The 23,110-nt window shown below is 57.5% G+C and carries 18 protein-coding genes; 9 read left to right on the top strand and 9 right to left on the bottom strand.

Going from position 1 to position 23,110, the window contains the following annotated elements; all coding sequences use genetic code 11:
* Positions 1-88: 88 nt before the first annotated feature.
* From EGH21_RS18580 to EGH21_RS18570, 3 genes are all read left to right on the top strand, one after another.
* Positions 89-910 carry a hypothetical protein gene (locus EGH21_RS18580; protein WP_220619904.1) on the top strand — a complete coding sequence of 274 codons (822 nt, stop codon included), beginning with the start codon at positions 89-91 and terminating at the stop codon, positions 908-910.
* A 91-nt stretch (positions 911-1,001) separates the two neighbouring features.
* Positions 1,002-1,253, top strand: a complete 252-nt coding sequence (locus EGH21_RS18575) for an AbrB/MazE/SpoVT family DNA-binding domain-containing protein (RefSeq protein WP_092893732.1) — start codon at positions 1,002-1,004, stop codon at positions 1,251-1,253.
* Entirely contained in the window at positions 1,254-1,688 is a 435-nt protein-coding gene (locus EGH21_RS18570; RefSeq protein ID WP_092893733.1) for a PIN domain-containing protein, read from the top strand. It begins immediately after the preceding gene.
* 37 nt (positions 1,689-1,725) lie between these two features.
* On the opposite strand, the gene EGH21_RS18565 is transcribed toward EGH21_RS18570, so the two are convergent.
* Positions 1,726-2,649, bottom strand: coding sequence for a MarR family transcriptional regulator (locus EGH21_RS18565; protein ID WP_220619903.1), 924 nt, complete (start codon positions 2,647-2,649; stop codon positions 1,726-1,728).
* A gap of 138 nt (positions 2,650-2,787) precedes the next feature.
* Here EGH21_RS18565 and EGH21_RS18560 point away from each other — a divergent pair, with 138 nt between their 5' ends.
* Entirely contained in the window at positions 2,788-3,111 is a 324-nt protein-coding gene (locus EGH21_RS18560; protein WP_220619902.1) for a DUF6788 family protein, read from the top strand.
* Between the two features lie 363 nt (positions 3,112-3,474).
* Here EGH21_RS18560 and EGH21_RS18555 read toward each other — a convergent pair whose 3' ends face one another.
* The 5 genes from EGH21_RS18555 to EGH21_RS18535 all read right to left on the bottom strand — a co-directional run bounded on the left by EGH21_RS18555 (position 3,475) and on the right by EGH21_RS18535 (position 11,551).
* Positions 3,475-4,752: a Cdc6/Cdc18 family protein gene (locus EGH21_RS18555; protein WP_236035664.1), complete on the bottom strand. Its 1,278-nt coding sequence runs from the start codon at positions 4,750-4,752 to the stop codon at positions 3,475-3,477.
* A 1,184-nt stretch (positions 4,753-5,936) separates the two neighbouring features.
* On the bottom strand, positions 5,937-8,102 hold the full coding sequence (locus EGH21_RS18550; protein WP_220619901.1) for a type B DNA-directed DNA polymerase: 2,166 nt from the start codon (positions 8,100-8,102) through the stop codon (positions 5,937-5,939).
* 2 nt (positions 8,103-8,104) lie between these two features.
* Complete coding sequence (locus tag EGH21_RS18545) at positions 8,105-8,410, bottom strand: DUF8156 family protein (RefSeq protein WP_220619900.1); 306 nt, start codon at positions 8,408-8,410, stop codon at positions 8,105-8,107.
* 2 nt (positions 8,411-8,412) lie between these two features.
* Positions 8,413-9,252, bottom strand: a complete 840-nt coding sequence (locus EGH21_RS18540) for a hypothetical protein (protein ID WP_220619899.1) — start codon at positions 9,250-9,252, stop codon at positions 8,413-8,415.
* Positions 9,253-9,637: 385 nt separating this feature from the next.
* Entirely contained in the window at positions 9,638-11,551 is a 1,914-nt protein-coding gene (locus EGH21_RS18535) for a DUF262 domain-containing protein (RefSeq protein ID WP_220619898.1), read from the bottom strand.
* Positions 11,552-11,852: 301 nt separating this feature from the next.
* On the opposite strand from EGH21_RS18535, the gene EGH21_RS18530 reads away from it, so the two are divergent.
* Positions 11,853-12,539, top strand: coding sequence for an SOS response-associated peptidase (locus EGH21_RS18530; RefSeq protein ID WP_220619930.1), 687 nt, complete (start codon positions 11,853-11,855; stop codon positions 12,537-12,539).
* An 18-nt stretch (positions 12,540-12,557) separates the two neighbouring features.
* Here the strand turns inward: EGH21_RS18530 and EGH21_RS18525 are convergent, their stop codons facing one another.
* The 3 genes from EGH21_RS18525 to EGH21_RS18515 all read right to left on the bottom strand — a co-directional run bounded on the left by EGH21_RS18525 (position 12,558) and on the right by EGH21_RS18515 (position 15,704).
* Complete coding sequence (locus EGH21_RS18525; RefSeq protein ID WP_220619897.1) at positions 12,558-13,586, bottom strand: Cdc6/Cdc18 family protein; 1,029 nt, start codon at positions 13,584-13,586, stop codon at positions 12,558-12,560.
* 169 nt (positions 13,587-13,755) lie between these two features.
* Positions 13,756-13,983: a DUF8139 family protein gene (locus EGH21_RS18520; protein WP_220619896.1), complete on the bottom strand. Its 228-nt coding sequence runs from the start codon at positions 13,981-13,983 to the stop codon at positions 13,756-13,758.
* A complete protein-coding gene (locus EGH21_RS18515) occupies positions 13,980-15,704 on the bottom strand; it encodes a DUF2254 family protein (RefSeq protein ID WP_268899085.1) in 1,725 nt (574 codons plus the stop codon). Before EGH21_RS18515 ends, EGH21_RS18520 begins: the two co-directional genes overlap by 4 nt.
* 503 nt (positions 15,705-16,207) lie before the next feature.
* Between EGH21_RS18515 and EGH21_RS18510 the strand changes: the two genes are divergently transcribed.
* The 4 genes from EGH21_RS18510 to EGH21_RS18495 are packed head-to-tail and all read left to right on the top strand — an operon-like array spanning position 16,208 to position 22,966.
* Entirely contained in the window at positions 16,208-18,196 is a 1,989-nt protein-coding gene (locus EGH21_RS18510) for a type I restriction-modification system subunit M (RefSeq protein WP_220619895.1), read from the top strand.
* Positions 18,193-19,572: a restriction endonuclease subunit S gene (locus EGH21_RS18505; protein ID WP_220619894.1), complete on the top strand. Its 1,380-nt coding sequence runs from the start codon at positions 18,193-18,195 to the stop codon at positions 19,570-19,572. The genes EGH21_RS18510 and EGH21_RS18505 overlap by 4 nt, the downstream gene beginning before the upstream one ends.
* Positions 19,569-22,526 carry a type I restriction endonuclease subunit R gene (locus EGH21_RS18500; protein WP_220619893.1) on the top strand — a complete coding sequence of 986 codons (2,958 nt, stop codon included), beginning with the start codon at positions 19,569-19,571 and terminating at the stop codon, positions 22,524-22,526. Before EGH21_RS18505 ends, EGH21_RS18500 begins: the two co-directional genes overlap by 4 nt.
* 59 nt (positions 22,527-22,585) lie before the next feature.
* Positions 22,586-22,966 (top strand): hypothetical protein, encoded by a 381-nt coding sequence (locus EGH21_RS18495; protein WP_220619892.1) that lies wholly within the window; start codon positions 22,586-22,588, stop codon positions 22,964-22,966.
* Positions 22,967-23,110: the final 144 nt, after the last annotated feature.

Below are 23,110 nucleotides of genomic sequence, written 5' to 3'. Positions count from 1 at the left end.
AACAGAGGATACGATTGATCGGTATTTGTTGGTTAAGTTTTTCAGCGCCCGCCGAGGGGCGGAGGCGCACTTCCGTCTCCACCGACCCATGACCGACCAATATCTAACGACCGTTCTCGACGAGGCAGAGCGAGTCGCAGAGCACCACGAGCAGGTCGCCCAATCTTCAGACAATCCGAATCACGAGTATCTCCGGTACGCCGTCCTTCGGCTGCTCGAAGAAGAGGCTGACGAGACATCGGTGGAGATACCGCAGATCGACGGCCTGTCCGTCGGATACGGGAAGGATAAGGCGATGTACGAGAGCTGGGACGACGACGTCGAGTGGTGGGAGACGGTTCCGCCGCAGGCGGAATGTACTCGCTTTCGGATGTTCTACCCCGACAAGCACGAGGCTGTTCCGCGAGTCATCGTCGACGTGATGGCAGCACTCGGGGCGTGGCGTGTCTGGACTGGGAGCGCTGCCGCCTGTGGCTCCTACGATCATCGCGAGCGCCGTGAGGTCCACTACCTGTGGCCGGAAGGCCATCCGGTGGAGGAAGTACTCCACGAGCGGCTCAGTGGCCCTGCGGAATCCGTCGCTCCGGACGGGGGCCGAACGGGCGACGTTCGCGACCGGCTGGTCGTCGACGAGAATACACAGTCGCAGGACGATCTCGAGCCCCGCACGGCGCGTGCCGTCGCTGAAGCGATGGACGTCTCGCTCCTCTCGAAAGGTGGCCGCTACGAAGTACAGTCCGCGTCCGGAAACCGGTACGAAGTTGACGTCGTCGACGAGTCGTGTTCCTGTCCCGACTGGCAGCAGCGCTCACCCGAAGGCGGCTGTAAGCACCTGCGTCGCGTCGATCACGAGATCAAACAGGGTCGTGTTCCACGTCCGGATGGTCGGCTCCCAACGACCTCAGGGTAAATCGCCATCTTTCTCGTCGGAATCGCTCTTCTGATACTGGGTAGTGTGGCGGCACACTAGGCTTTTCACGGTCGGTCACATACCGGGAGGTATGAGCAGCGACAGAATTGACGCCGAAAGCAAGGTGTCTGGAAACCAGGCAAATATCCCCGCCCGGATTCGGCGTGAACTCAATATCGACGATGGTGATCAGCTCCGTTGGCAGCTCGAGGACGACGGGAGCATCCGAGTCCACGTCATCCAACAGCAAACCGGCACGTTCGCCGACTTCGACGGCTATGCCGGTGAGGAGCCGACCGATGTCACGAGCGAGCACGACGCCTGGGGCGTCGACGTCGAGTAAATGCCCCGTGCACTGATCGATACGACAGTCCTCTTTGCCGCCGCATACCGGCGGGATGGATCCCACGATGCCGCGCTTCCCGTGCTCCAAGGCATTGACAATGGAGCGCTCCCGGAGGCAGTCGTCCTCGACTACGTGCTCGCGGAAACGCTAAACGGCCTCACGACCCACGCCGGCCACGACGCAGCCGTCGATCTCCTCGATCGAATCGAAGAAAACGCCCGCTTCCACATCGATTCACTCACCACCGACGCCCTCGCGACCGGGAAGGCCCTCTTTCGCCAACACGAACCGCTCTCCTTCGTCGACGCCTGCATTATCGCGTATATGCAAACCGAGGGGCTCGGCTACCTGTATGCGTTTGACGACGATTTTGACGCTGTCGAGGATGTCTATCGGCTCGAGACAGCAACGAATCCCTACGACCCGAACTAACCCTGGCAGACGCCACGGCTGGCGACAACGTTCGGTCTCAGGCTAGTCGCACCTCGTAGTCAGCCGCCAGCTCCTGGAACTCGTCCCACTCCGGGAGCCGCTCGTCGTCGACCTCGCCGTGCGTCTCGAGGTAGCGCAGCAAGGCGTCGATTTCGTCTTCGAGCCCATACTTCGCCGCCTGCGCTCGGAGGTCCGCCTCGTCGACGTCGACGTGGCTGAGCAGGAGGAGACAGTACGAGCGGTGGCGGCTACCGTCGTCAATCAAGAGGGTGTGACAACAGAGCTCCGCCGGCGAGACTTCGTCAAGTTCCTCGGAGTAGACGTAGTAGCTATGGCCGGTGAGCAGGAACTGGAGGTCGAAGACCGCGAACCGAGCGAGGCCGGTTTCGTGGAACGCCTCCGCGTCGATCTCCGTCTCGGTCTGGACGAGGAATTCGTCGTAGTCCTCCCAGAGAATCGTGCCCTTCGGGGCAACGGCTTCGAGGCGTTGGCGATGCAGATGGTGTGCGAGTTCACGGGCGAACGCGTGGAGGCGGTCGAAGTTTGCATTAAAGTCATAGCGGCCGTCGTCCGTCCCGACGAGCCCACGGTCACGAAACCGCTTGAGGACCCGGTTGACCGTGTTGCGGTAGTTGTCGCTCCGGTCGGCGATCTCGGAGACGGTTCGCGGCTGGTCGAGGTAGTACAGCACCTCGAGTGCCTTGCCGGTCAGCAGCTCGGGGAAGTCGATATGGGAGTGCTGGCGGACAAGATCCTGGTAGCGTTCGACGGCACGAGCATCCGACGGGATGACTCGTTTTCGGCGGCCGTCGCGTTCCGTGTAGACGAGCCCCTTCTCGACGAGGTCGGCGACAGCACGAGAGAGGTAACTCTCGCTGTGGTCGAGCTTCGTCGCGAGCTCAGAGATCGTGTCGCCGCGGTCGACCGTGGCGAGGACCTCCAGTTCGATGCGCCGGAGCACGGTGTAACATAGTACGAAACTTGTATATAAAGAAGTTTCGAGTAGTGTTACAGTCAGCAGGCACGAGAGTCGTCTCCATCGTCTTAACCAACAAAACTATGGGCTCGTGGGTCGTGTTGGTTAACACGAGAGTAGCCGATGTCCTACGAACCCCCGACCCCACCGGCGAACCTCCCGACGGAGATCGTCAACACGCTCAACGAGTCGGATCCGGAGCAGCTCCGAGATGTTGCGACGTACGCTGAAGCGCTCGCCGAGCACAAGGAACGGGAGGCCCGTCTCGAGGAGTCGGCAGATCAAGAAGAGGTCGAAGAGCGACCAGACGATCTTCCGGACGACGTCCCAGCGAAGGCCACGATCACGATCAAGGAGATTAACGACAACCGCTACTACTACTGGCAGTGGCGAGAAGGCGAGAAAGTTCGTTCCCAGTATAAAGGCCCCGTCAGTCCCGACGAATAGACGGTGGTGAACCGTAACCGGGTGTTTGTCGAGCGCAATTAGTAGCGTATCAGAGGACACCCCCCAGAGTGTGAATGGGTTCAACCCATCCCACACCCCTCATGTGAATGGGTCCGGTCAGCCCAGACAGGTAACACTCGGAGAGAACAGACCCACCCCACGTTTCCGTCGTAACTGGAGGTCCGTGGACGGAACGCAGCCACGATCGAGGGGATCAGACCCCCCACGTTTCCGTCGTTTCGTCACCCCGCCCAAAGTCGATTATTGGGAGTAGAAGACGACCTCGGATCACCCACCCCACGTTTCCGACGTATCGAGAGATACACTCGTGATCAGGGGTGTGGTCAGCGACCGAAACGGGAGCTAGGCCAGATCTTCCAGCCGGCTGTCCCGGAGGACAGATTTCAGCACGATGCCGGTATCCTGAACCAGCCGGTGCTCGAGATAACTGCCTTCACCCCGGCCACCACCGGTCCGAGTTGATTCAACGACACCGAGGAACGCCTGCTCTTTCAACAGCTCGTAGACGCGGTGCTCGCTGAGAGTCTTCGCGTCAGCCTTCTCTGTCGTCGCCTGATACCGTTCGTAAATCCGGTTGGTAGAGAATCCATCCTCGTTCGGATTCTCTTCGGTGAGCAGCGCGAGAGAATAGAGGATGAATTTGACCTGGGTCGTCGATCCACGGAGAAGCTCCTCGAACCGGTCGATTTCAGCCCATTCCTGAGCATCACGAACGTGTTCCTCGACGACTGTGTCGACGTTTTCTCGTTCGGCTAGTTCGCCGGCGTGACGTAGAATTTCGATGGCCTTTCTGGCGTCACCGTGTTCTTGAGCGGCTAGTGCCGCCGTCAGCGGGATCACATCATCCGAGAGAACGCCATCGTGGAACGCGTCCCGTCGGTGCTTCATAATCTCGCGCAGTTGATTCGCGTCGTAGGGTTGGAAGACGAACTCCTCCTCGCGAAGACTGGACTTGACGCGTTCGTTCAGCTGGTCGCGATACTCGATTTTGTTGCTGACTGCGATGACGCCCAGGTGGCAATCCGCTTTCCCCGATTCGCGAGCCCGCGAGAGCTGCATAAGAATATCATCGTCATCGAGTCGGTCCACCTCGTCGAGAATGATGATGACTGACTCGTAGGCAGTATCCAGAATCTCCCAGAGATAGTCGTAGTATTCACCGCTGCCAATCCCTGCGCGTGGAATATCGAGGTCAGTCTCGTCCGTCTCGTTGAGTGAACGAGTTACCGTCCTCGCGACGCGTGTCTGTGTGTTGTGCTGCGCGCAGTCGACGTAGACCGTGCCCACGGACACACCGTTCGACTCCGCGGCTCGGCGCGCTCGTTCTGTGACGTGGCGAGCAACTAGTGACTTCCCGGTTCCCGTTTTGCCGTAAATAATCACGTTGTTGGGCGGATCGCCACGAACGATTGGCCTGAGTTCAGCAGCCACGGCCTTGATCTCGCCATCTCGGCCAACGATACGTCCGCTTTCAGGGACGTGGCCAACCTTCAGCAGTTCCTTGCGAGCGAAAATGTTGGCTCGGTCGGGGTCGTCTTCATCAAAGTCGAAGAGGGGATCGTCAGCGGGATCCTCGTAGCGGCCGTCGAAGTCAGAGAGTTGGGACGGTTCCTCAGCCATCAATATCAGACATCGCGGATGGGACCTACTTAATGATTTGGCTACCTCGACCAGAGTGTAAATCGGGCTATGGTCGTCTTCTGATGTTTTGTCGCTGGCGTATCATCCTCACAAAGGATCGAGTCGGTCCCGAGTGAAATCGGATTCGGAGCGAGAGTTACCGACGCAGACCGGCACCCCCAATCCAGAGTGAAAACGCCAGACTGGAGCGGGTTTGACACACCCCTAGTCAAGAGTGAATAGCCCTCCATCCGGGAGCAGCGTACTTGGTTGAGACGACACCCCCCGTCCAGAGTGTATCTCCCGAACCGGGTAATCAATCATTTCTATGAGAGGACACATCGGCCCTGGACGTCTGACGCACGGCAGACACCCCTCGTCCAGAGTGAAAGCGCTGGTGTGATGAGCTGGAGTGGAGTGTGAACCTCGAGTGATGTTGACGAGCGTTCGTCGGCACCCCCAATCAAGAGTGAAGACGCAGGTCAGATCTCCAGCCGAAGCAAAGCAGGGTACAATCGGGACTGTCGGGATCGGGTATCTTGATTCCGATTGACGAGGGAGATCGGGAGATACTAATCTCGATTTCGGCTTTGATGCCGGTTTGCTGGTTGGCGAATAGTCAGAATGACGATTGTTCCTTCAACGTCTCATAATACGCGGACGATGGAATCGAACCCCCACACCCCTCGTCCAGAGTGAAACGCTACGAGAGTCCCTCGGTTGACCCGGCGGAAACCACACGACGAGTCGGCTGGGAAGTACCAAAATCACAAGACGTGAGACGAGTATCCCTCGAACAGCAGTCGTTACACAGTCGAAGATCTTCAAACATGCCAACCTGCATAGTATTACCTAGAAGTTTTATTACTACCTACCTCCTACCACTCCTCAAGTGCATTCAGCACAGAGAAGAGGACGAAGGCGGCATTCGTCTGGGTGGTTTCGAACCGCTGCTCGTGTTCGTTGTTTCATTTCCTCCGTGTTCTCCCGTCTCAGGCAGTCTTTCCGTGATTCTTGCTGATCTTCTCCCACGAGAACCCCTATTTCCCGTGGACCTCACCCCACACCTCTGATTGGTTTTCACTCTGGACGAGGGGTGTGTGGACGAGGTATTCTCTCCAAGTCCCTTTCGTGTCTCCACTCAGCATTAACCAACAAACCTCCCGATACCTCGATAGTGTTGGTTAACCTCTCTCAATCTCGGTGAAGGCGGCCAAGTCCGTTTTCCGAGTTTCCGCGATCTCGCGTTTAATCTCCGTCCGATCCCAGCCAAGCGGTGCCAGCACACTCTCGACAGCTCTGACGAGTTGCGTCTCGTAGTACGACGCATCGTACGACTCTACCTCTTCGTGGGCCAACGCGACTCGCTCTCGCGAACTCTTCTCGTCATCGACGACCACGTACTCGATGTCCTGTCCCGGGTGGATAGCGAGGCCCTGGTCCCGAGCCCGCTTCAGTGCCGCCACGTTCTGCGTGTTCTGCGTGTACCCTTCCAGCGGCTTGGAGACACGATTCCGTTCGACGAGCTGCTCGACCGGCACCGTTCCAGCGTGGAGGCGCTTGATTGCGTCCTGAAGACAGTCGAGGACGGCGTCCGGAGATCGAGTCGCGTCGAGCCGGTCAAGACAGTCCCGCTGGACGTCCTCGATGAACGGCGGAGTCGAACGCTGTCGGGCTTCGATACCTCTTACCTTGAAGTCGTCGTCGCCGGCGACCTTTCCGAAGTACTTCGTCAGCGCGCCGGCGTCGCTCTCGCGCTGCGGCACGAACGCGACCCAGTCGTAGTGGGCCTCGTGTTCGAGGCGAATCTCGACGCGCTCCGTGATCTCCGTCGCGAGCGTCTGGAGGTCTTCGCGGTCCTCGTCGTCGACGTTGGGGTCCGGGGTCACCCAGATGGAGTCGACGATGCCGTGGACGACGCGCCAGCCGCCAGCTTCCAGCCGCTGTTTCGCCGTCAGCAGAATCTCGCGAGCGAATGCGTTGATCGCTTCGTGGCACTCGATGCGGCCGAACTTCGCGTTGCTAAACCCTTGATAGCCGAAGCAGGCGACGAGGATCCACTTCAGCGCTCCCGACCGTCCCTCGAGTTCCGCCAGCCGGTCCTTGTCGGGGTCGTCTCGTTCCTTCTCCCGACGGATGGCCGCCTTGATCTCGTCGCGAGCGTCGATGATCGGTTGCAGCACGTCGACGAGGTAGCCCCGGTCGTCGCAGATCGAGTACCCGAGGCCGGGGACGTCGTCGCGGTCGCTGTGGCAGTCACACCGGATGACGTCCGGCGAGACGTTCCGGGTGCAGATGATGTTCGGGTACAACGAGGAGAAGTCGAGTTCGTGGACGTTCTCGTGAAGCCCGACCTCGGGTGCGAAGATGAAGCCGCCACGGTCGGCGTCGTGGAGCGTCCCCATCGGCTTGTAGAACTCGTGACGCCAGGAGTTCCAGGGGACGAGGACGCCGCGGTCGTGGGCCTCGCAAATCTGGATCGCCGTCAGCACGTTCCCGATCGACGCCCACGCGAGCTCCTGAACGGGCTTTTTCGAGCGCGACACGAGGTCGAGAACGCCGTCGAGGTTGGTCTCCCCGCAGAAGAACGTGTTCGACTCGTCGATGATCGCCCGGCCGGGCACGTTGTACCGCGCCGGCGAGTGGCCGACGCGGCCGTAGCTCGAGTACGTCGACCGGCTCGCGAGCTGCTGGTAGTCGACGTCCGGCCACCGACTCAGCGAGAAGTCGTCGACGCCGGCGTCCGTCGCCATCTCGTACAGGGTCGGGACGATCTCGCTCGTCGAGCAGACCAGGACGTCCGGATCGTGCGCTTCGAGTGCCCCTTGGACGGCGGTCAGGATATCCGTCGGCGAGCCGGTGACGGTGTCGCCGGCGACGGACAGTTCCTCGTAGACGTCGTTGCTCGTTTCGGTCACCGGGACGCTGAGCCGGAGCGTCGACAACTCGCTCGCCGGCGTCGGATCGGCGCCGGTCTCCAGACAGTACCGGAACTCTCGCGAGAAGTCGACGTTGAAACAGGCGAGATCCCCGACTGGATAGTCCGACAGCTGGCGTGCCTGCCGGGCGAGTTGGGTGACGCGGTCGATGTGGGCGACATCGACCGCGAGAACGGCCTCCTCGTCCCGTCGAAAGCCGGGGCGTCGCGCAACCGTCTCGGTCGCGACGACGTCCGGGTGCTGGTCGTACACCGACTGGAGTGTCGTGAGGTCGAGGTCGGCATCAGGGTCGCGAGCGGCGACGTAGAAGCGTGGGGTGTAGTCATCGCGCTCGGTCGCGACGGCGCCGTCAGCGGTTGCCTCCCACTCCAGGACGCGGCCGTCGTCCAGGAAGTCGATGCTGAACGGCATCGTTACGGGTCCGAGTCCGGTGGGGCACTCTCTTGATCATCGCGTGCTGCGACCGCGGCTTCGAGCTCTTCGAGGCGTTCCTCGTGGTCGTCGAGGCGGGCCTCCTGTTCGAGATCGATGCTGAGCAGCGCCGGCAGCAGCGGATTTTGGTGGTTCAACAGCCCGCTCGCGTCGGCGTGGTCGCGGGCGTACTCGAACAGCTGGTCGAAGTGCGGTTGGTCGCGACGCCGCAGTGCCCGGCGGAACTCAGCCCAGCGCTCTTCGATTGCCCGCAGCGCATCTCGGTAGGTTGGGTTCGTACGCCCCATCGCTATCGTCCTCCTGCCCCGGTTGCGGTCCACGCATCGAGCAAGGGATCTGCGGTGGCCGCCACCGTCTCACCGTCAGCTGTGACGCCTGTCCCGACACCCTCCGGAGTCGGCGTCGACGGCGTCGGCGTCGTCGGTTCCACGCCGACCTGCGTGGCGCGTGCCGCGAGCAGCTGCCGCCAGTACGCGAACGTCGTCTGGTAGTACGCGCCGTCGTCGACGGGGTAGACGAGCGTCTCGAAGTCCTCGCCGACGACCCGTGGCCCCATCCGAGTTTGCTCGCACTCGAGGTGATGGTCGGCGACCGTCGCGACCGGCTCGGTGAATTCGTTTCGTTCGTTTCGCGTAACGAGCACCGGGATGTCGTATCCTTCAGCGTAGGTCGCCAACTGGGCGAGAGTTCGAGCCTGAAGGGTTTCCGCGTGGGTTTCGCCGAGGGTATCGTCGGCGCGGTACTGGGCGTCGATGGCCGGCGCGACGATGAGGGCGGGTGTGTGGGGCGACGTGTCCTCGTCACGACTTGGTTCCCCTCGACCGGCCGCCCCGGCGTCAGTGGTAGACATCTGGATCGACTTGTTCACTGCCGTCGGGAGATCACAGACGGCGCCGTAGTGCTGGTAGGTGGTGAATCCGCGGGCGACGTGAATTCGGTTGAGCAACCGTTGACTGGGCGCGATCTGAGCGAGTGTCGTCGTCGTCGCGTGTCCGTTTGCGTCGACCCAGAAGGCGGGCCCGTCGTGCAGGAGGAGATGGTCGAGCACGAGCGACTGCAGGATCGGGACGCCGCGGCCTCCCTCGACGTCGAGCAGCGTGATTCCGTCGTCGAGCTGCGGCAACAACATCTCGTCCGTAGCCGGATCGGCCTGGTCAGCGAGGGACCGATTGCGGTCAGCGTCCCGTGTCGGCTGGTCCACCGCCAATCGGTCCGACGTTGAGTGTTTTTCCATACACGACTAGAGGTCTACATTCCCGATAAGCCGCGGCGTGTCGCTTCCGCGTTTCAGGGAACCGATCAAAATACAACGAGTGGCGTCGCTGTTTGCGTGTTTTCGTGTTAGGATGACCACTTCCGAGAACAATTCCGATATGAGGCGCCTCCTCGGTTAACCAACAAGTGGATGCATACGCCCTCTGTCTGTTGGTTAATATGTGGGGAGCTCAGTAGGCCGGTGTCTCAGTTTGATTTCTGTGAAAATTCTAAGGAAACTGCGACTTGCAGTTCTCTCTTTACTTCACGTATTTGTCTATCAAGTAGTCGGTAATCTGCTCTTCGCGAGCCTGAATAAACGCCTGTGCGTTCTCCGGGGTCGGCTCGATATCGGGGTACTGATTGACACGTTGGATACGCTCAGCCTCGGCGTTGCCGAGGTCGTCCAACCAGTCGTGGGGCCACTCGTCGCTTTTGATCTCTTCGTTCATCTCGTGTGGCAACAGCTGTAGATTCCCGATTCGATTAAGATCAACAGTCTCGCCAATAGATTCAGATACGGACTCTTTCCTGCTTTTCGGGTAGATGTGGTCAACCGAGTAGTCGCCAATACTGGTGGACGTCGATTGTGTATACGATTCCTCGATGAGGCCGAGTACTGCCGTGACGTCTGTGTCGGTAAATACAGGCTCTCCTGGACTGCTCTCGTAACGAGCGTTGGCTACGACTCGACGGATGTCTTCAGCAGATGGGCTGATGTTCTCCGATTCAAATAGTTCGTCTCCGGGGAAAACGATTGGTTCGTTGGGGTCTGGTTCCCATTCACGAAGGTATCGCATCCAGTTGCGGCACTTGCCGTAGGTCAGAACCTGGTAGTACTTGTTCAGCAAGAGGGCTCTTGCGACGAACTGGAAAACACTCTCGCGGTTCGCGTCGGAGACCTCAGCATCCGGATTCTGGTAATAGAACACGCCAAGTAGTGCGAAGATCGGCATCGTGTTCATCACCGAACTCCGGATCCCACTCTCTATTATCGTCTGGAAAGCCTTCTCAAGCGATTTCCGAAACCACTCGAAGCGCCGCCCGGCGACGACGGGCTCAGTATACAGCCACCGCTCGCGCATCTCGTCCATTCTATCTTCATCGATACTGCTGAGATTGCTGCGGAGCAGGTCTGTTCCGACTAAGTATGCTGAATATCGGAGAAACAGCTTCCGGTCGATTTCTTGCTCATACTCAGGGAACTTCTGTTTAAATTCGTCAATCCAATCTTGGATGACCTCCCTTGGATTGATTCGCTCGTCCTCCTCTTCCGCGTACGGCCAATAACTCATTAGTTTTGAGAGGAGGAGCTGGTAGGGCTTCGGATCAGAGCCCTCCATGTTTAGCCTCGTAAATATCTCGGGAATTTCGGACCTATCCTTGTTCGTGCTGTCTGTTTCGAGATCGTCCTGTAGAACGTTGCTCGTAATGTCTCTCGCGACGGCCATCGAAATACTGCGCAGCTGGTAGCGGGTTTCGTTGTCCGCCCTCAATTCGGCGGTGTCCACGTATTCATCAACGACTTCGCTAAGTGCTCTTCCCTCAAGCACTGTGGAGTTCCCGGAGCCCCCGTCGTCGCCTCCGTTCCATAACTCCCCGACCGGCATCCACAGGTGTCGCGTGTCGCCGGTCATGGAATAGCCGGTCTCGTCCGTTCCTCCAAACTTCCCTGTCGATTTGAACTCAAACTCGTAGTCGCCTGTTGTATCGTCGCGATCGTATTCTGGGTGACCGAATAGGTCAACACACAGCCGCTGGCCTTCCCAGTACTGGAGCTGATCGCTGGGCTTCCCCCGTCCGCCATTATATACTGTAATTCCACCCTCGACACCGATATAGAGCGAGTTCAAGCGCTGCTGGCCGTCTATAATCAGAATTTCCGGTTCTTTGTCTTCAACCTCCTGATTGTAGAGGTCGTATTCCGTCAAAACTGGATCCGGTGGCCGATAGTCATCGGCAACGTACATCCGCAGGAAATTATACGAGTTGTAGTCGCTGATATTGGCCGCTCGAACTCTCCATTCAGTTATGGCTCCGATTGGATAGTCTCGAATCAATGAATCGAACAGTTCCTCAATCTGCCTGGGATTCCAGACAAACTCCCGCTGGAGGCCGGGAAGAAAGATATGGTCGTTTATTTCAGACAAATAATCCGAGACCTGTCTGGACATGGTCACCAGAACGGAAGATGAGTATTTATACTCTGTCGTCGCCCATCGAATTCCGGGTGTATCCTGCCCCGGATCAACTCGAAGGCCTAGCTGAGCTGCTAAGTTACGGTGTGGGTGAGTTAGTCGCCGAATTTTGGGATCGTGCGTCCGGTTCCGTGAAGTTTCCAGAATCAGACTTGTCTCGTACTGCCTCCGTTAACCAACACTCTATGGATGACGGCGCGTATGTTGGTTAAGTACGTTGTTTCCACGAAGTTCCTGTGCGACCACGTTGAAGATGCCTCCCTCCGAACTCCTCGATATGTGTGGCCGGAACTCGCTCTTCATCGACCAAGCAGACCTCGAGGCTCGCTTCGACGCCGAGGTCGTCGCAGACGGCGGGTACACACCCCGGTACAACATCGCACCTGGCGACGACCTCAGCATCGTCACGAACGAGGCTTCAGACGAGATCGACGCCTACCACTGGGGGCTGATTCCGTTCTGGGCGGACGAACCCGAGGAGGGTATCATCAACGCTCGCTCCGAGACTGCCGACGAGAAACGCGTGTTCGAGCGGGCGTGGGAAGCACGTCCCTGCCTCGTCCCCTCGTCAGGGTTCTACGAATGGAAATCGCCGAACGGCGGGTCGAAGCAGCCCTACCGGATTTACCGGGAGGACGACCCCGTATTCGCGATGGCCGGGCTCTGGGACGTCTGGGAGGGCGACGACGAGACGATCTCGTGCGTCACGATTCTCACGACGGAGCCGAACGACCTGATGAACTCAATCCACGACCGGATGCCGGTCGTCCTCCCGAAGGACGCTGAGTCCGACTGGCTCGCCGCAGACCCGGACACCCGCAAGGAACTGTGCCAGCCGTACCCGAAGGACGATCTGGACGCCTACGAGATTTCGACGCGGGTCAACAACCCCGGCAACGACGATCCCCAGGTCATCGAGCCACTGGACGATGAGCAATCGGGCCTCGGCGAGTTCAGTCCCTGATAGCTGACGGGGTCACCGTTACTGCATCGGCGACGCCGCCGCTGAATCGACGAGCGAGTACTCTCGGTCCCGACTCGTCCCTTCCGCTTCGAGGAGGTTGTACTGCTCCATTTTCGAGAGGTACGTGCGGATAGTCCGCTTCGTCCGCGGATCATCGACGTCCTCGGTATAGCGCTCGTGAATCTCGCTCGGCCCGACTGGGCCGTGTTCGCGAACGATGTCGTAGACGACGCGCTGGTGCGGCGTGAGCGAGTCGAGGCTCTTCTGCTTGATCTGGGCCCGAGCATCCTCGGCAGCGTCCAGGAGAATGTCGTCGGTGATGCGCTCGTGGTTCTCGCGATCTGCCTTGCCGGCAGCCGTTCGGAGGATGCCGATAGCGAGGCGGGCGTCGCCAGCGGCCGCGTCGGCGATCCGGTAGAGCTGGTCGTCGGTGATGACGTCCTCGTCGAGGCCCCACTTCGCCCGCGCACTCAGAATGTCGTACAGCTGCTCGTCGTGGTACTTGTCCATCCGGACGTGTTCGCTGGAGCGCAGGCGGCTCACGAGGCGGTCGTCGACGCGGCTGAACAGCTCCTCTTCCTTGTTCGCGATACAGATGATCGCGAACTGCGGGAGGCTGTGGAGGTCGTAGATGACGCTGGGGTCTTCGAGCTGATCGACCTCGTCGAGGATGACGACGGTTCGCGGGCCGTCATGCTGCTGGAGGCGGTCGACGAGTTCGTCGTGGGGCGTCGACTGCCGGTGGATGTCGATGGTCGCGCCGAGGTCGTCGAGAATTTGGTAGAGCGTGCGGAACCGGGTGTAGTTTCGCCAGCAGTTGACATAGATGCCCTCGACGTCGAGGACCTCTTCTCGAAGTCGTTCCGTGACGAATTTAGAGATGCACGTTTTCCCCGTTCCGCTGGGTCCGGTGACGATAGCTGTGTCGGCTGGTTCTCCGTTCGTGATGGGCTCGAGAACGCTAGAGAGGTGGTTGACCTCGGCGTCGCGATGCTCAACTTCCCGAGGGACGAATCCGGCGCGGAGAACGCGAGCATCGCGGATCATCGTTGCTTGATAGACTGGTTTTCTGGCTAGTACTAAAAACGTGACTGGGTTGCTTCCGGAAACGATTCGATTAGCACGATAGTCCGTGGCTATCCCGGTGGTGTAACGCGATTCTTTTGTGGAAATCCCAGGATTCTGGAAACTTACGGAATCACACTAGAACGATATCTTAGGGTGGCCGGAGATCGCGCCAACGAACATCCGTATTTGTCCCGTCATCGAGCCGAACACGGTACAGCACGGCGTCACGATCATCGCCCGTAACGGCGCCGGCATCATCCTCCAAGATGGCGACAATTTCGCCATACCGCCCGTGGAGCCGCCTGTAGTCCGGATCTATCTCATTAGGGATATCGATTCGGACGCGATCACCCTTTTCGAACTGGTAGTCCGTCATTCTCGCTCCCGAAGGTACTCCGTTCGTTCGTGGACGTCTTTCTCGAACTCGACGAGCCAATCCTCGAACAGGGTATCTTCCTCTTCAGTTCCGAAGAACCGTTCGATGAATCCTTCGTCTGTGTCATCCGAGGTCGGATCGAAGGTTCGAACTGAGATGTTGCATCCCTCCGGCTGCTCACCGGCTTTGAGGAGCGCAAATGCTCGGTCAACGATGGCTGGATCGTAATCCCGCCTGAGGAGTCCAAGGTTGTTCGTCCACATCCCGAGACGGCCGCCCTCGAGCTGATTGACACGATAGGCGAGTTGGATCGTCGTAATACAGCACAGCGTTGCTAGGCCATCTATCCCAGCATCGGCAGCAGATTCGGTGATTCGCTTCCAGCCATCGTCGATTGACCCTTCGACAAACGGGTACTCCGCCTCCGAGACGCGATATCGGAGAACGGTCTGCGTGAAGCTGGCATATTCGCGCAAGACGTGTCGCAGTGGCTCCGCCTCATCGGGGAGCGTCCACTTTCGACCCTCAGTAGGAGAGATCCAATTGATATCTTGGTCTTGCACGTCGTCGCCGTACCGGTCAACGAGGACTTCGAATATCTCGCCCATCTCTCGGGTGTAGTAGTCCCCGACGAGCCGGTGTGTGACGTTCGTGTCCGGTCGTCGTCGGAGAAGAACAGCCATCTGATGATCCAGATGGTGCGATACCGCCAAGAACGTCGTATACTCAGCATCGCTGGCTGTAGCTTTTGTCAGTTCGAGTAGTGACTCTTTGACCGGGCTTCGAAGGCGGTTCCCCTCCCATGTCAAGGGCGCCGCATCGAACGCGTCTCCGAGTCCCTCAGCAGCGTCCTCGGCGACGTCAGTAAAGTCGTGGTCGAGCCCGTCGAGAGCGACCGCCTCGACATCGTCGACTGCGTCCGAAACCAGCTCGTATTGCTCGTGGGTGTATGCCTGCTCTAAGATCGGGGGGACATACTCCGTGAGGATCTCAGTCGAAACAGCCGATGCGTACTGGGCGGCGTCTTCCTCGGAGTGCTCGCTCTCGAGGTACTCGAACGTCCGGATGAGAACCGTCCGAAGTCCGGCGATCCCCTGTGCTGCGGTTTGGTATTCGCCCAGCTCAATCGCCCGAGCAATCGTTCGGTACAGTGGGCGAATCGGATGTATCTCGATTTCGGCAAATTCCGTTGCGGTCGCTGGAAGGTATTCGTCCGGTGCGAGTTCTCGCTCAATCAACACCGAGATGAGATCGTCTGGAGAGCTGCGCTGGATCATCAGCTGGATGAATTGGTAGAGCGCAAACGTGGAGACAGCAGCAAGTGCAAACGCGATTCCGACGGCCGCGTTCAGTAGGCGGTTGTTCTGTATCGGGAGCAGATAGACGACGAGAAGGTTGAACGCAATGGCGCCAACGAAGAGCGCGAACGTCGTGCGGAACAGCGGCTCCTTGACGAACAGCGAGGTGAGGCGGGCTGAATACCGCGTCACAACGAGTTGCAAGGCGACGACAGTTACGGAAAACACGATTGCCAGAACCGAGGCTTCTGCCGTCGCTAAGGTCGTCAGTACCGCCCTGATATTCTCGATCTCAACAGCCGGGTTGAGGAGAGAAGTGAGCATCGCAACTACCCCGACCGCGGTAAGCGTGAGGAGGAAATATCGAACTATGAGGGAATGAACCCATGCCGAGAGCCCTCCTCGCCAATTTCGATTGCTCATAAACTCGGTCTCATACAGGTCTCCTCACCACCCCTACATAATTCTGTGATGTATCTCTTCGGTTGTCTTACCAAATAACGGAGCGAGACAGGGGAAAAGTTTGGTAAGACCAGGTGAGAGCACGGCCTTCCTTGAGAGGGGAGTGAGGTTGTTGGGCTGGGTTGAGTCGCTCTCCTCACTCAGTAATGAACACTGACAGTCACCGCGAGATCCTGTCGTTCTGTGGCTTCAAACCCGATAGATCGCGGGCGCAAGTCCTCATCCATCGAACTGTATTCGCGCGTAACTCAGTCGGTGAACCGTGAGGTAATGAAACAGGTCGGAACAGTGATCACCATTCCCAGAGATAGCTGAAAAGAGATGAGATCTCCCACCGAGTCATCAATCTTCGCTTCGGGAGGGCCAGTGTGGCCGAATTGTGTACAGTGAATTAACGTCGATAACGGGCTTTCTTGGTGAGTACTCCGTGGCGTTTATCATACACACTTACCTTCCACCGTACAATGGTCGATAACTTCAACGAGAAGTCGGACTTTATCTGGTCTATTGCAGATCTTCTCCGAGGGGACTACAAGCAGTCGGAATATCAGAAGGTTATCTTGCCGCTGACTGTTCTTCGACGGCTCGATTGCGTGACTGAGCGGAACAAGGACGAGGTATTGGAGCGCTACGAACAGCTTCAGGAACAAGGTATCGAGAACGTCGCCCCCTCGCTGAAGAAGGCCGCCGATGCACAGGTGTACAACACCAGCGAGTACACTTTCGAATCCCTGTGTAACGACCCCGACGATATCGCAGAAAACCTCCAGTACTATATTAACCAGTACGACGAGGAGACGAAAGAGATCTTCGAGAAATTCGCTTTCAACCACCAGATCGACCGCCTTGCCGATGCCGATCTCTTGTATAAGGTAGTCCGCCAGTTCGCCGAAATCGACCTCCACCCCGAGGAGGTCCCAAACGAGGAGATGGGCTACATTTACGAGGAGCTCATCCGGAAGTTCAACGAGCTGAGCAACGAGACGGCTGGCGAGCACTTCACGCCGCGGGAAGTCATCGAACTGATGGTCAATCTCGTCTTCCAGGAAGATGACGGGGCCCTGACCGAGCAGGACGCTATCCGCACTGTGTACGACCCAGCTTGTGGGACCGGTGGGATGCTTAGTGTCGCCGAGGAGTATGTCCGCCAACTCAACACCGACGCGAACCTCCACGTCTTCGGACAGGAGCTGAACCCCGAGTCCTATGCCGTCTGTAACTCGGATATGCTCATCAAGGGCCAAGAGCCCGAGAACATCATCTACGGGAACTCCTTTACTCAAGACGGCTTCCCGAGCCGGACCTTCGACTATATGCTCTCGAATCCGCCGTTCGGGGTTTCCTGGAAGAAGGTCAAAGACGAGATCGAGCGCGAACACGAGGAAGAAGGGTTCGCCGGCCGATTCGGTGCGGGGACGCCCCGAACCAACGACGGCGCGTTCCTCTTCCTCCAACACATGATCAGCAAGATGAAGCGGCCCGCAGAGGGTGGCTCCCGTATCGCCATCGTATTCAACGGCTCGCCGCTGTTCAACGGCGGACCCAACAGCGGGGAATCAGCTATCCGACGCTGGATTCTGGAGAACGACTGGCTGGAGGCCATCGTCGGCCTGCCGGAGAACCTCTTCTACAACACGGGCATCCGGACCTACATCTGGGTGCTTTCGAACGACAAGCCCGAGAAGCGCGAGGATGTCGTCCAGCTCATCGACGCCCAAGACCTGTACGCTGAGATGGACGAAAGCCTGGGCGAGAAGCGCCACGAACTCACACAGGAGCACATCGACGAGATCTCCCGTATCTTCGGCGACCTGGAGGCGAACGGCCGCTCGAAGGTCGTCCCCACCGAGGAGTTCGGCTACCGTCGCATCGTCATCGATCGGCCGCTACGGATGAGCTTCCAGGCCACCGAGGAGCGTATCGAGAGCCTCGACGACGAGCGGGCGTTCACGAACCGGGATGAAGAGGTGCAGGAAGCAGTGAAGGAGGCGCTCTACGAGTTGGACTCGGAAACGCAGTGGATGGACCGCGACGAGTTCATTGACGAGGTGGAACTGACGTTCAACATGCACGGCGTCGACGTGCGTAACAGCGTCTACAACGCGATAGAACGCGCGCTTGGCGAGCAGAACGACGACGCAGAAATCTGCCGGGACGGGAATGGCAACCCCGAGCACGACGGCGACCTACGCGAACGCGAACGTGTGCCTCTCGGGACGGATCCACGGGAGTACTTCGAAGAGGAGGTCGCACCGTATCTAGAGAACGCGTGGATCAACGAGAGTAAGAAGTATCACGACGACGAGGATGGGGAGCTTGGAGTCGTGGGATACGAGATAAACTTTGACAGGTACTTCTATGAATATGATGAATTACGCAGTGTAAATACGATCAATGAGGAAATTCTCCAGTTGGAAGAGAAAATCTCAGCATTAATTGAGGATTCTATATGATTCCTGGAGACATGGATACGAACTTAATTAATTCCGGGGTCGACTGGATTGGCCAAATTCCGGAACATTGGGATACCACACGGATACGATTTGTCGCCAGACTTGAATCTGGTCACACGCCCAGTAGATCTGTCGATGAATATTGGCAGGACTGTAACATTCCTTGGGTAACTACAAAAGATATAAAAAAGTTTAGAAATACCAATAAACTATATCTGGAAGATACTGAAAACAAAATCAGCGAGAAAGGCCTCAATAACTCTGGCGCCCGTATCCTTCCCAAGGACACCGTTTTTCTATCGCGAACGGCCTCTGTCGGATTCTCTGGTGTGATGGGGCAGGAAATGGCAACGTCTCAAGATTTCGCAAACTGGGTTTGTGGTCCCAAGGTTGTACCTGAGTATTTAGCATACGTGTTTCGGGCGATGCAGCAAGAGTTCTCACGTCTAATGCAAGGATCCACTCATCAGACAATATATATGCCTGATATCCGCTCTCTACAGATGCCTCTTCCCCCAATAGATGAACAAAAAGAGATTGCGAATTTCATTAGTGATCGAACTGATTTGCTCTCAGAGACAGTTGTTCAAAAGAAGGACCTAAGGGGCTTACTAAGCGAACGTCGACGCGCAATTTCAACCCAGTATATAACAGGACAAAACCAGTCAGAGGTAGAAATGTCGGACACCTCTATCCCAGAGGTGGACCTCCTTCCAAAACACTGGGAAGAGGTACAGATTGGATGGCTCATTCGATCGTTGCGGAACGGATGGAGTCCTAACGCTAGTTCACGCGCTGCTGAGGGGGAAGAGTATGGCGTATTAAAACTCTCTGCAGCTTCAGAAGGTGAATTCAAACCGCAGCACAACAAAGCACTCCCACCAACCACCGAAGTCCCCGATAGTTCGATAGTAGAAAGAGGAAATGTTCTCGTGACTCGGGCGAATACGCCTGAATTGGTTGCAGATGCATGTACCGTAGATCAGCACAATCGTAGACTAATCGCGCCGGATTTGATGTTTCTAATAGAAACAGATACCAGTCAGATCTATCCGAATTTTCTTTCCGAATGGCTGGTGACTCCACCGGCTAGAGCACAGATTCGGATGGATGCTCACGGGTCAAGCGGCTCTATGGTGAAGGTATCTCAGCAAAATCTCAAAAGCTGGGTGATGCCTCTCCCACCACAAGATGAGCAGAAAAAGATTCTCGAAAAAATAAATCAGCTCCGAGAAGAGACTTCAGAGCTTAAAAGTATGATTACGGAAACTATCGGCCTCCTCGAAGAGAAACGCCAAGGGCTCATCACCGCCGCGGTCACGGGTGAGATTGATGTTTCAGAAGTAAAAAATGAAGCAAAGGCCAGTCACACATGAGTAAACAGTACGACGAGGCGGCCTTCGAGGACGTGATCGCCGCCGCCCTGCTGAAACGCGGCTACACACGTATCCCCAGCGACGACTTCGACGCCGAACGGGGCATCTTCCCCGACGAGGTCGTCTCATTCGTCCAGGAAACCCAGCCGGAGGCCTGGAAGCAGTTAGAAACCGCCCACAAGGGCAGCGCTCGTGAGCGCTTTCTCCAGGAACTGACCAGCGCACTCGAACGACAAGGTACACTCGAACTCCTGCGTCATGGCCTTCGCACCACCGGCACCAAAATCGAGCTCGCGACGTTCCAACCCAACACGGGAATCAATCCCGAACTGCAGGCTCGCTACGAAGCGAATTGCCTCGGCGTCACCCAACAGCTCCACTACTCAGCGACGAATTCGAAACTGAGTGTAGACCTCGCACTGAGCGTCAACGGGATTCCCATCGCGACGGCGGAACTCAAGAATACCTTTACCGACCAGGCAAACAGGGACGCCCGAGAGCAGTACCGCCAAGATCGCGATCCGAGCGAACCCGTCCTCCGGTTCAAACGCGGTGCGTTGGTGCATTTCGCTATCGACCAGCACGAGGTACACTATACGACCGAACTCGCCGGCGAGGACACCCACTTCCTTCCGTTCAACAAAGGCCACGAGAAGGGCGGTGGCAACCCCCCACGAGAGAACGACCACCGCACTGCGTATCTCTGGAAGGACGTCTGGGAGAAAGATAGCTGGATGGAGATCATCCAACGGTTCATTCACATCGACACCGAGGAGATCAAAAAAGACGGTATCACCGTCGAGGAAGACGAGACGATCATCTTCCCGCGCTATCACCAGTTAGAGTGTGTCCGCCAGCTGGTCGCCAGCGCGAAAGAGGAGGGCCCGGGCGAGGACTACCTCATCCAGCATTCCACCGGGAGTGGGAAGAGCAAGTCAATCGCATGGCTAGTCCACCGGCTCGTGTCGCTGCACGACGACCAAGATAACGCGGTATTCGACGGCGTCGTCGTCGTCACTGACCGAACCGTCCTCGACGAACAGCTCCGGAACACGATCTACGAGCTCGACCACAAGACTGGCGTCGTGCACCCGATCAAAGGTGAGAACCGCTCGAAATCCGAGGAGCTCGCAGAGGCCTTGGAAGCGGGCAAGCCAGTAATCATCACGACACTCCAGACGTTCCCGTACGTCATTGAGCACGCACAGTCACTTCCGGAGCGGGATTACGCCGTTGTCGTCGACGAAGCCCACAGCAGTCAGAGTGGCGAGATGTCCGCGGAAATGAAGGGCATTCTCTCGGGTGTCGACGAGGCGGATGTCGAGGATTGGGAGGATGCTATGGCGGAGAATGCAAACTCTCGGAACAAACAGCCCAACCTCAGCTTTTTCGCTTTCACTGCGACGCCGAAGGCAAAGACCTTGAAGGCCTTCGGTGAACCTGATGGAGACGGTGGCCACGAACCATTCCACCTCTACTCAATGCAGCAAGCGATTGATGAAGGGTTCATCATCGACGTCCTCCAAAACTACACGACGTACGAGACGTTCTACAACGTCGCGAAGGTCGTCGAGGAGGACCCACAGGTGCCCGAGCAGAAGGCGGTGAACGCGATATCGCGGTTCCTGAAACTCCATCCCCATAACGTCTCACAGAAGGTCGAGATCATCGTCGAACACTTCCGGAGCCACACGCAGCACAAGATCGGTGGGAAGGCCAAGGCGATGATCGTGACGTCCTCTCGGGCTCACGCAGTCCGGTACAAGAAGTCGATTGACGAATATATCGAGGAGAACGGATACGACCTCAACGCGCTCGTCGCGTTCAGTGGGACGGTCGAGGACGATGGCAGTAGCTACACTGAAAAGGGGATGAATGACGGCATCAAAGAGTCGGAACTCCCCAACGTCTTCGACACTCCGGAGTATCAGGTCCTCGTCGTCGCCGATAAGTACCAGACCGGATTCGACCAACCGCTTCTCCACACGATGTACGTCGATAAGAAGCTCTCCGGGATCCAGGCTGTCCAGACACTTTCCCGGTTGAACCGACAGCATCCCGGCAAAGAGGATACGTTCGTGCTGGACTTCGAGAACGAGCAGGAAGAAATCAAGGAAGCGTTTGAACCGTTCTACGGCAAGACAACCGTGACGGAGGAGATGGACCCACAGCATCTCCAACAGTTAGCCTCCGAACTTGATGCGTTTCGCATCTACGAGCAAGAGGAAGTCGACCGCTTCGCGAAGGTGTTCTTTGACCCGTCCAACACGGGGACGGAAGGTGCCCATGGAAAGCTCAGTAGTATCGTTCAGCCAGCTCGGGACCGCTTCGTTGTGAAGGAGGAGGAGATCCAGGAAGACTTCCGTTCAACGCTTCGGTCGTTCCTGCGGCTGTATAAGTTCCAGTCGCAGATCGTCAGCTACGCGGATACCCACCTCGAGAAGCTCTACACGTTCGGACGGTTCCTGTACAAGGAACTCCCGAGACAATCGTATGACCCCACCGTGGAATTCGACGACGAACTCGCTCTACAGTACTATCGTCTTGAGAAGTCCGAGGAAGGTTCCATCGGGCTCAGCGCAAACGCTGGTGAGGTCAAAGGCCCGACAGAGACTGGGACGGGCGGTTCAGAAGCAGATGACGAAGTCGAACTGTCGACTATCGTCGAAAAAATCAACGAGAAGCTTGGGACTGACTTCACCGAAGCCGACCAATTGTTCCTTGAGCAGCTCAAGGAAGACGCCTTAGAAGACGATCACCTCCGACGCTCGGCGCGCGCAAATAGTCGCGAAAACTTCGCACTTGAATTCGATGATGCGCTAACCAGCATGTTCATCGATCGAATGGACCAGAATCAGGAGCTCTTCGCAGAGTTCATGGACAACGACGAGGTTCAGGAAGCAATCACAAAACATCTCCGTCAACAGGTTTACCAAGAGAGCCAATCAGGATAAGCGCCAGAAAACACGGACAGTACTACGATCAATATACACGAATAAGACAGACTCAAACGATGACGAATGACTACACCGTACTGAACGACTGGGCGGGAAGTGGAGAATCGTCTCACCAAGAGATCGCCGAGCAGTTGCTCCCGAAACTGAAAGAGGAAATGCCCGAAGAGCGGTATGAAGTAGACTTCACGGCAGACCTTCAACGAGCAGTGATCGACGCTATCACACGGGACCTCTCTGCAAACCTTGCTGGCGAGGACTGGATCGGCATGGGCTTCGACGACCCAGAGGACTTTCTCGATGCTGAAGCCGTTTCTTCAGCCATCGGTGAACAGGCTGAATGGTACTTCGAAGACGATCAAACTGGCAAATCGTGGGAGATACTGCAAGTCATTTTCGAGTACGCTGAAGAGTACGACCTCGTCAAGCGGAGTGAGTAGCGTCCTGGCATTGTTGATTATAGCGTACATTTCCGATTATTGATGCTTTCCAATGCAGGCATTTACAAGCGTCAAGAACCGTTTAGAGTGAGCTGAGTCGGGCTAGGTACGCAGATCATCTGCACGTCATATGCGGTGGTAGAT

The organism is Haloarcula rubra, assembly GCF_019599465.1.
GTDB classification, from domain to species: Archaea; Halobacteriota; Halobacteria; order Halobacteriales; family Haloarculaceae; genus Haloarcula; species Haloarcula rubra.
This window is presented reverse-complemented; position numbering and strand designations above follow the sequence as displayed.